Annotated in this window: 6 protein-coding genes and 4 pseudogenes; 2 read left to right on the top strand and 8 right to left on the bottom strand. The window is 65.2% G+C overall.

What is annotated here, in order from left to right:
• Positions 1 to 175: 175 nt before the first annotated feature.
• The 8 genes and pseudogenes from fusA to BMG07_RS37990 form a co-directional block, all read right to left on the bottom strand.
• Positions 176 to 2,274 (bottom strand): annotated as a pseudogene (fusA, locus tag BMG07_RS38025) (elongation factor G).
• A 96-nt stretch (positions 2,275 to 2,370) separates the two neighbouring features.
• Positions 2,371 to 2,844 carry a 30S ribosomal protein S7 gene (gene rpsG, locus BMG07_RS38020; protein WP_007829591.1) on the bottom strand — a complete coding sequence of 158 codons (474 nt, stop codon included), beginning with the start codon at positions 2,842 to 2,844 and terminating at the stop codon, positions 2,371 to 2,373.
• A gap of 150 nt (positions 2,845 to 2,994) precedes the next feature.
• Positions 2,995 to 3,371 (bottom strand): annotated as a pseudogene (gene rpsL / locus BMG07_RS38015) (30S ribosomal protein S12).
• Positions 3,372 to 3,565: 194 nt separating this feature from the next.
• Positions 3,566 to 4,733, bottom strand: a pseudogene (locus BMG07_RS38010) (D-alanyl-D-alanine carboxypeptidase family protein).
• 40 nt (positions 4,734 to 4,773) lie between these two features.
• The gene (locus BMG07_RS38005; protein WP_198088814.1) at positions 4,774 to 5,406 is read right to left on the bottom strand and encodes an alpha/beta hydrolase; all 633 of its coding nucleotides are present in this window, start codon (positions 5,404 to 5,406) and stop codon (positions 4,774 to 4,776) included.
• Between the two features lie 36 nt (positions 5,407 to 5,442).
• Positions 5,443 to 5,796 carry a ferredoxin gene (locus BMG07_RS38000; RefSeq protein WP_198088813.1) on the bottom strand — a complete coding sequence of 118 codons (354 nt, stop codon included), beginning with the start codon at positions 5,794 to 5,796 and terminating at the stop codon, positions 5,443 to 5,445.
• Between the two features lie 9 nt (positions 5,797 to 5,805).
• Positions 5,806 to 6,948, bottom strand: coding sequence for a VanZ family protein (locus BMG07_RS37995; protein ID WP_198088816.1), 1,143 nt, complete (start codon positions 6,946 to 6,948; stop codon positions 5,806 to 5,808).
• A gap of 14 nt (positions 6,949 to 6,962) precedes the next feature.
• Positions 6,963 to 7,391 carry a CopD family protein gene (locus tag BMG07_RS37990; protein WP_198088812.1) on the bottom strand — a complete coding sequence of 143 codons (429 nt, stop codon included), beginning with the start codon at positions 7,389 to 7,391 and terminating at the stop codon, positions 6,963 to 6,965.
• 364 nt (positions 7,392 to 7,755) lie between these two features.
• On the opposite strand from BMG07_RS37990, the gene hemB reads away from it, so the two are divergent.
• Together hemB and BMG07_RS37980 are read left to right on the top strand one after the other, a co-directional pair.
• Positions 7,756 to 8,742, top strand: coding sequence for a porphobilinogen synthase (gene hemB / locus BMG07_RS37985; RefSeq protein ID WP_198088815.1), 987 nt, complete (start codon positions 7,756 to 7,758; stop codon positions 8,740 to 8,742).
• Positions 8,743 to 8,761: 19 nt separating this feature from the next.
• Positions 8,762 to 9,243 (top strand): annotated as a pseudogene (locus BMG07_RS37980) (magnesium transporter CorA); the annotation flags it as partial.

The following is a 9,243-nucleotide window of genomic DNA, read 5'->3' as shown; positions in this document are numbered from 1 at the left end:
GGGCTTGGTGCGGGTGAACTTACCTTTTGCCATTTTTCAATCCTTGAAAGAGCATGTCCCGTGTATTGGTTTTATGTCTGCACCGCATTGCTTGTTCCTTCGCCACGGGCAGCGAAGGGCACACGATCGCAGACAAGAAGAGCCGCGCACCGCGCGGCCCCGCATTCTTGAAAACTTACTTCGCGCGAGCGGCCACGATGGCTTCGGCAACGTTACGGGGAGCTTCAGCGTAGTGCTTGAACTCCATCGTGTACGTGGCACGGCCTTGCGACATCGAGCGCAGCGTGGTCGAGTAGCCGAACATTTCCGACAGCGGCACTTCGGCCTTGATGGCCTTGCCGCCACCGACCATGTCGTCCATGCCCTGCACCATGCCGCGACGGCTGGACAGGTCGCCCATCACGTTGCCGGCGTAGTCTTCAGGCGTTTCGACTTCCACGGCCATCATCGGCTCGAGGATCACGGGGTTGGCCTTGCGGGCGCCTTCCTTGAAGCCGAAGATGGCGGCCATCTTGAACGCCATTTCGTTCGAGTCCACGTCGTGGTACGAACCGAAGTGCAGCGTGACCTTGACGTCCACGACGGGGTAGCCCGCCAGCACGCCTTGCGTCAGCGCTTCGACAACGCCCTTTTCCACCGCAGGGATGTACTCGCGAGGAACCACGCCGCCCTTGATGGCGTCGACGAACTCGAAGCCCTTGCCCGCTTCCTGCGGCTCGAGCTTCAGGATCACGTGGCCGTACTGGCCCTTGCCGCCCGACTGGCGAACGAACTTGCCTTCGGCTTCTTCGACGGTCTTGCGGATCGTTTCGCGGTAGGCCACTTGCGGCTTGCCCACGTTGGCTTCCACGCCGAATTCGCGCTTCATGCGGTCCACGATGATTTCAAGGTGGAGCTCGCCCATGCCGGCGATGATGGTCTGGCCCGATTCTTCGTCGGTCTTGACGCGGAACGAAGGATCTTCCTGAGCCAGGCGTTGCAGGGCGATGCCCATCTTTTCCTGGTCGGCCTTGGTCTTCGGCTCGACGGCCTGCGAGATCACCGATTCCGGGAACACCATGCGCTCGAGGGTCACGATGGCCGACGGATCGCACAGGGTTTCGCCCGTGGTCACTTCCTTCAGGCCCACGCAGGCGGCGATGTCGCCGGCGCGGATTTCGTTCACTTCTTCGCGGTTGTTGGCGTGCATCTGCACGATACGGCCGATACGTTCCTTCTTGCCGCGCACCGGGTTGTAGACGCTGTCGCCCTTGGTCAGCACGCCCGAGTAGACGCGCACGAAGGTCAGCTGGCCCACGAACGGGTCGGTCATCAGCTTGAATGCCAGCGCCGAGAACTTCTCGTTGTCGTCAGCCTTGCGCACGACAGGCGCTTCGTCTTCGTCCAGGCCGTTGACCGGGGGAATGTCGGTCGGCGCGGGCATGTATTCGATGACGGCGTCGAGCATGGCCTGCACGCCCTTGTTCTTGAAGGCCGAGCCGCACAGCATCGGCTGGATTTCGCCGGCGATGGTGCGCTGGCGGATGGCCTTCTTGATTTCTTCCTCGGTCAGCTCGTTGCCTTCGAGGTACTTGTTCATCAGCTCTTCGCTGGCTTCGGCAGCCGCTTCGACGAGCTTTTCACGGTATTCGTTGCAGACGTCGGTCAGGTTGGCGGGGATGTCGCCGTACTGGAAGGTCACGCCCTTGTCTTCGTCCCAGATGATGGCCTTCATCTTCACGAGGTCGACGATGCCCTGGAAGTGCTCTTCGGCACCGATCGGGATCTGGATCACGACGGGGTTGGCCTTCAGGCGGTCCACCATCATCTGGCGCACGCGCAGGAAGTCGGCGCCGGTACGGTCCATCTTGTTGACGAACGCGAGACGGGGCACCTTGTACTTGTTGGCCTGGCGCCAGACGGTTTCCGACTGGGGCTGCACGCCGCCGACGGCGTCATACACCATGACGGCGCCGTCCAGCACGCGCATCGAGCGCTCGACTTCAATGGTGAAGTCCACGTGGCCGGGGGTGTCGATGATGTTGATGCGGTGTTCGTCGAACTTGCCGGCCATGCCCTTCCAGAAGCAGGTGGTGGCGGCGGACGTGATCGTGATGCCGCGCTCTTGCTCTTGCTCCATCCAGTCCATCGTGGCGGCGCGTCGTGCACTTCACCGATCTTGTGGTTCACACCGGTGTAGAACAGGATACGTTCGGTCGTCGTGGTCTTGCCAGCGTCGATGTGCGCGGAGATGCCGATGTTGCGGTAGCGCTCGATGGGGGTCTTGCGGGACATGATTTACTTTCGGGTTGAAATGCGTTGAGCGCTGGGCCCCGGGCACGGGCACAACGCCCGAAACCCGACACCCAACGCCCAAGCGAAGTTTGATTTTTAGAAGCGGAAGTGGCTGAACGCCCGGTTGGCTTCTGCCATGCGGTGCACTTCGTCGCGCTTCTTCATGGCACCGCCACGGCCTTCCGTGGCTTCCATCAGTTCGTTGGCCAGACGCAGGGCCATCGACTTTTCACCGCGCTTGCGGGCAGCTTCCTTGATCCAGCGCATCGACAGGGCGAGGCGGCGGACGGGACGGACTTCGACCGGCACTTGATAGTTCGCACCGCCAACGCGGCGCGACTTCACTTCGACCATCGGCTTCACGTTGTTGATGGCAACGGTGAACGCTTCGAGAGGGTCCTTGTCCGGGTTCTTCTTTTCGATGAAGTCGAGAGCACCGTAAATGATGCGCTCGGCAACAGCCTTCTTGCCGCCTTCCATGATCACGTTCATGAACTTCGACAGCTCGACATTGCCGTACTTGGGATCCGGCAGGATTTCACGTTTGGGGACTTCGCGACGACGTGGCATTTTCTTAACCTCTTTGCTTCAGTTGGCACCGTTTCCGGTACCGCGAGAGCCAGCTGGAACTCTCACTTACTCGACCCGACATTGGGTCACTTCGTTCGATGTGCCCGCCAAGGCAACCGAACACCGTTTGTTTTTTCGCAACAGGAAGGCTTAAGCCTTCTTGGGACGCTTCGCGCCGTACTTGGAACGCGACTGCTTGCGGTCTTTCACGCCTTGCAGGTCGAGCGAACCGCGCACGATGTGGTAACGCACACCGGGCAAGTCCTTGACACGACCGCCGCGAACCAGCACGACGCTGTGTTCCTGCAGGTTGTGGCCTTCGCCGCCGATGTAGGAGATGACTTCGAAGCCATTGGTCAGACGGACCTTGGCAACTTTACGAAGCGCCGAGTTGGGCTTCTTTGGCGTCGTGGTGTAGACGCGGGTGCAGACACCGCGACGTTGCGGCGAGTTCTGCATGGCAGGGCTCTTCGAATTGATCTTTTCGACCGTTCGACCCTGACGCACCAGTGATTGATGGTTGGCATGAATGAATAAGTCCCAAAACGACCCGGCCTTGGCAGTGAAACCCTCCTCGTCGTGACGCGAGGAAGCCGGGAATAACGAAAACGTGAAACCCTTCGGAAAATTCCGAAAAGCCCACGAGTATAGCAAACGAGCCTGAAACGGCAAAGTCAGCCGCCGCGGATGCCCGCCGGCGGCCGTGTTTTCACCCGCGCGGCTACTTGATCCAGAGGCGCACGGCGTCCCAGGCGCGGCCGAACACGCCGGCCTGCTCCACCGCTTCCAGGGCCACCAGCGGCACGTCGGCCACGGGCTGGTCGTCCAGCGTGACCTTGAGCGAACCGACCGGCTGGAACTTGGTGAACGGCGCCACCAGCGGGTCGGGGCGCGACACCTGCGTCTTGATCTTGCTGGCGCTGCCCGAGGGCACGGCCACCACGATGGCTTCCGGGCGGCCCAGCTTCAGCACGTTGGCCTGACCCTTCCAGACGGCAGGGGTGGCGGCCGGCTGGCCGGCGTCGAACAGGCGCACGGCGTCGTAGGCGGTGTAGCCCCAGTTCAGCAGCTTCTGCGATTCGTTGGCGCGCACGGCCTCGCTGGAGGCGCCCAGCACGATCGACAGCAGCCGGCGGCCGCCGGTCAGGTTCGGGAAGTCGCGCTTGGCGGTGGCGATCATGCAGTAGCCGGCGGCCTCGGTATGGCCGGTCTTCAGGCCGTCGACCGTGGGGTCGCGGAACAGCAGCAGGTTGCGGTTGGTGTCGTTGGTCGACGGGGTGCCCGGGTAGCGGTACTTCTTGATGGCGTAGTACTTGGCTTCCTCGGGGAAGTCGCGCACCAGGCGGGTCGCCAGGATGCTCAGGTCGCGGGCCGTGGTGGTGTGGCCGGGCGCGTCATGCCTCGGGGTTCTTGTAGCTGGTGTTCTTCATGCCCAGCGCCTTGGCCTGGGCATTCATCATCTCGACGAAGTGCTCCACGGTGCCGCCCACGCCTTCGGCCAGCGCCACCGTGGCGTCGTTGCCCGACTGCACGATCAGGCCCTTGATGAGGTCTTCCACCGGCACCTGCATCTTGGGGTCGATGAACATGCGCGAGCCGGGCATCTTCCAGGCGCGCGGGCTCACCGGCAGGGTCTGCGTCAGCGTGATCTTCCGGGCGCGCAGCGCGTCGAACACCACGTAGGCCGACATCAGCTTGGTCAGCGAAGCCGGCTCGATCTGGCTGTCGATGTCCTTCTGCGCCAGGATCTGGTTCGCGGTCACGTCGAGCAGCAGGTAGCTGCGCGCGGCAATTTCAGGCGGCGCCGGCGTTTGGGCGGCTGCGATCAGGCTGACGGATGCGACGGCGACGAACACCAAGGCGCGGATTGCGCCAAGAAAACGATTCATTGGGAGTCTGGAAAGAGACGGAAACAAGCCTGCGAGGCTTTCATGCAACACCCGCGCGCAGATGGCGGGCGACGAGGCTCTTGAGCAGCGGCAATTGTCCGTGAAAGAAATGGCCACCCCCGGGGATGACTGTGACAGGAAGTGACTGCGGCCGCGCCCAGTCCATCACGGCGGACAGGGCCACGGTGTCGTCGGCTTCGCCATGAATGACCAGCGCGCGCTCGTGCGCCTCGGCCGGCAGCGGCGCCACCACGTTGCGCGCGGCGGCGGTGCCGACCAGCACGACCTGCCGCACGTCACGCGCGGCCCAGAGCCTGGCGACGGCACCGCTCGCGACAAAGGCCCCGAACGAGAAACCGGCGATCGCCAGCGGGCCTTCGGGCGCGAGCTGGCCGACGACGTTCAGCATGTCCTCGAGCTCGCCCCGCCCCTCGTCGTGCACGCCTTCGCTGGCGCCGACACCGCGGAAGTTGAAGCGCACCGCCGTCCACCCGCTGGCCACGAAGGCACGCGCCAGCGTCTGCACCACCTTGTTGTCCATGGTGCCGCTGAACAGCGGATGCGGATGGGCGATCACCACGATGCCGCGCGGCGTTTCGGCGGGCTGGTCGCGCTGCACCTCGATGCGGCCGGCGGCGCCCTGGAGGCTGATCTTTTCGGTCTGGGAATTCATGGGCACAAGGTACGAGCAGGGGAAGCGGCGGGAAGTTCAGCGTCCGACGTTCGGCGGCAGCAACAGCCGCTCGACGACTTCGCCGTTCTTCAGGTGCGATTCGACGATCTCGTCGATGTCATCGCTGTCGACGAAGGTGTACCAGACGGCTTCGGGGTACACGACCGCCACCGGTCCGCCCGCGCAGCGGTCGAGGCAGCCGGCCTTGTTCACGCGCACCTTGCCGGGCCCGGAAAGCCCCGCTTCCTTGACCTTCGCCTTGCAGCGGTCGAAGCCTTCCTGCGCGTTGTGCAGGGCACAGGAGTCCTCGCCGTTCTTGCGCTCGTTGAGACAGAAGAAGATATGGCGGCCGTAGTAGCCCGACGGCGCGGCGGATGGGGTGCTGTGCATCCGCCGATTTTAGTGACCGGCCCCTCCAGCCGGGGCGGCGCCGCCCCGGCTGCGCCGCGACAGGGCCGCCACCACGTAGGCCAGCACGGCAAAGGGCCAGGCCCATCCCAGCCACTGGGCCAGGCCGTGGAAGCGGATGAAGCGCCCCTGCTCCCACGTGGCCAGGGTCTGCGCGAAATACGCGCTCTCGGGCGCCTGGTTGAGCAGGCTCAGTTGCAGCACGAGCCCCGCCAGCAGCAAGGCCGCGCACAGGCGGCGCGGCGCCAGCAGCAGCAACATGCCCGCCAGCAGCGCCGCCACCATGCCGACCTGCACCGGCAGGTCCAGCCAGGCCCACGCATGCGACGGCCCGTAGCTCAGCGCCGCCGACAGCGCCGAAGCCGCCACGCCCGCCAGCAGGATCAACGGCAGCAGGATGGCGCGCTGCACGACCGAGCGCGCCACCAGGTAGCCCAGCAGGCACGGCACCAGCGCGCCCAGCATCACGCACAGCAGCTCCACGGCGGGCACCAGCGGCTCGAGCTCGAACTGACGCAGCGGCAGCCAGTCGATGAAGGGCGTGTCGAGCAGCCACTCGGAGATCGCAACCTCGAGCCGCTCGAACACCTGCCCGAGCCCGAAGGTCACTGCCGCCGGGAACAGCAGCGCGAACGGCCAGAGCGCCAGCAGCACCAACCCGCCGCGGGACTCCTCGATGAACCACTGCGAGCGCGCGCGGCTCCAGTGCGCGACCGCGCCCAGCCGCTCCAGCCCCGCCGCCAGCACCGCGCCGATGACCGTGCCCGTCGTGTTCAGCGCCAGGTCCACGTTCGAGGGAATGCGTGCCGGCAGGTAGCTCTGCAGCGTCTCCATGGCAAAGGCGATGGCCGCGCCGGCCACCGAGGCCCGCAGCACCGCGCGCCACACGCTGGCGCTGCGGCGCGTGCGCAGCACCGCCAGCGCACAGAGAAAGCCGAAGGGCACGTAGCCCACGACGTTGATCGCGAAGTCGAAGCCCGTCCAGTACTTGGGCCAGGGCGCCGACAGGTAGGCCCAGGGCGCGATGCCCTGGTCGCGCCAGTCGGCGAAAGGGTACAGGCTGGCGTAGACGATCAGCGCCGCATAAGCCAGTGCCAGGGGGAGCGCGGCGGACTTGTGCGGCCTCTCCACCATATCCACCACCGGCGTCAGAACGGCTTGACGACCACCAGGATCACGATGCCCAGCAGCAGCAGCACGGGCAACTCGTTGAACCAGCGGAACCAGCGGTCGTTGCGACGGTTCTCGCCCGCCACGAAGCGGCGCAGCAGCACGCCGCAGCCGTGGTGATAGCCGATGGCCACCACCACCAGCGCCAGCTTGGCGTGCATCCAGCCGTTGCCCGGGCCGCGCCCGATGCCGTAGCCCAGCCAGAGCCACAGGCCGAAGCCCAGCGCGGGAACCGCCAGGAAGGTGGTGAATCTCATGAGCTTGCGTGCCATCAGCAGCAACCGCTCGCGTTCGGCCACCGACTCGGGCGGCACCATCGCCAGGTTGACGAAAATCCGCGGAAGGTAGAACAACCCGGCGAACCAGCTGGCAATGAAAACAATGTGTAGAGATTTGACCCAGAGCATCGCGGCAGTTTAGTGGCGCCCCCTCTGCGCCCAGCGACATGGGGCCTCTCGGAGATCTCCGGGCAAAAAAGCCCGACGTCTTCACGTCGGGCTGGGAAGCCCTTTTGCTGTCACACATCAAGGCACCCGCTCAGGGAGGAAAAGCGGGGAGCGGCAAGCCGCCCGCTTCAGAATTTAACAAAGACGAAACAAGGTTTCAAGCGACTGGGGCACTTTCTTTGACATTTAAAGCAAAAAACTTAGAACCTTAGAACTACGATTTGCGCTAGTTGTCAGACAACCGGCCACTGCAGACACCTGTACTGCGAAATGTTGCTTCGGGCACAATTTTAGATATATGACGTCATCAATTTCTCCCTTGGCCATGTTCCCCGCCGGCCGGCCGCGACGCCTGCGTCGCGACGCCTTCACCCGCAACCTGGTGCGCGAAAACACGCTGACGGTCAACGACCTGATCTACCCCGTGTTCGTGCAGGAAGGCGAAAAGCGCCGCGACGCGGTGCCGTCGATGCCCGGCGTGGACCGCCTGAGCCTGGACCTGCTGCTGCCCGTGGCCGAGCAATGCGTCAAGGCCGGCATTCCGGTGATGGCGCTGTTCCCGGTGATCGACGCCAGCCTGAAGACGCCCGACGGCGCCGAAGCCTTCAACCCCGACGGGCTGATTCCCCGCGTGGTCGCCGCCCTCAAGGCGCGCTTCCCCGAGCTGGGCGTGATGACCGACGTGGCCCTGGACCCCTACACCAGCCACGGCCAGGACGGCCTGCTCGACGACACCGGCTACATCCTCAACGACGCCACCACGCAAGTGCTGGTGAAGCAGGCACTCACACAATCGCAAGCCGGCGTGGACATTGTGGCGCCCAGCGACATGATGGACGGCCGCATCGGCGCGATCCGCACCGCGCTCGAAGCCCGCGGCGACATTCACACGCGCATCATGGCCTACAGCGCCAAGTACGCCAGCGCCTTCTACGGCCCCTTCCGCGACGCCGTCGGCTCGGCCGCGACGCTCGGCAAGAGCAACAAGAAGGTCTACCAGATGGACCCCGGCAACAGCGACGAGGCGCTGCGCGAAGTGGCCCTGGACATCGCCGAAGGCGCCGACATGGTGATGGTGAAGCCCGGCATGCCCTACCTGGACATCGTGCGCCGCGTGAAGGACCAGTTTCACGTGCCGACCTTCGCCTACCAGGTGAGCGGTGAATACGCCATGCTCAAGGCCGCCGCCCAGAACGGCTGGCTCGACCACGACGCCGTGGTGCTCGAAAGCCTGCTGGCCTTCAAGCGCGCCGGCGCCGACGGCGTGCTGACCTACTTCGCGCTCGACGCCGCACGGCTGCTGCAGGCCTGACGGCACGCCGGCACCGGGCATGCGCATCTTCGAAATCGACCGTTCGCGCGTCAGCGAACACACGGCGCTGGCGCCGCTGGCCGCGCCGGGCGCGTGCGGCGCCGCCGGCTACCTCTGGATCTCGCTCACGCGCGAGGAATTCAAGGCCTCGCTGGCCGAGGTGCAGCAGATCCTGCAGGCGCTGTGCCTCACGCAGCTGGTCGACCTGCACGTGGCCGACCTGCTCAACGAGCAACTGCCCTCGCACTACGACTACACCTCGAAGTACGACGTGCTGGTGTTCCGGCGCCTGGCGAACGGGCAAGGCCAGGCGGCGCTGGGCAACGGCAAGGGCAACGGGAACGAAGCCCCGGCCCAGCCGACGGGCCCGCCCGCGCCTCGCAGCGGCCCGCCCGTGCTGCGCCGCGTCGACACCCGGCCGGTCGGCTTCGCCGTGTTCGACCGCGTGCTGCTGTCGGTGCACCCCGAAGACGGCGCCGTGCGCGACGCCTTCGCCGCCCG

Source organism: Variovorax sp. E3 (genome assembly GCF_016082275.1).
Classification (GTDB): Bacteria; Pseudomonadota; Gammaproteobacteria; order Burkholderiales; family Burkholderiaceae_C; genus Variovorax.
This window is presented reverse-complemented; position numbering and strand designations above follow the sequence as displayed.

Bases quoted from the DNA above. Each gene is read 5' to 3' on its own strand.
- rpsG (WP_007829591.1), bottom strand. From the start codon at position 2,844: ATGCCACGTCGTCGCGAAGTCCCCAAACGTGAAATCCTGCCGGATCCC.
- BMG07_RS38005 (WP_198088814.1), bottom strand. From the start codon at position 5,406: ATGAATTCCCAGACCGAAAAGATCAGCCTCCAGGGCGCCGCCGGCCGC.
- BMG07_RS37990 (WP_198088812.1), bottom strand. From the start codon at position 7,391: ATGCTCTGGGTCAAATCTCTACACATTGTTTTCATTGCCAGCTGGTTC.
- BMG07_RS37995 (WP_198088816.1), bottom strand. From the start codon at position 6,948: ATGGTGGAGAGGCCGCACAAGTCCGCCGCGCTCCCCCTGGCACTGGCT.
- hemB (WP_198088815.1), top strand. From the start codon at position 7,756: ATGTTCCCCGCCGGCCGGCCGCGACGCCTGCGTCGCGACGCCTTCACC.
- BMG07_RS38000 (WP_198088813.1), bottom strand. From the start codon at position 5,796: ATGCACAGCACCCCATCCGCCGCGCCGTCGGGCTACTACGGCCGCCAT.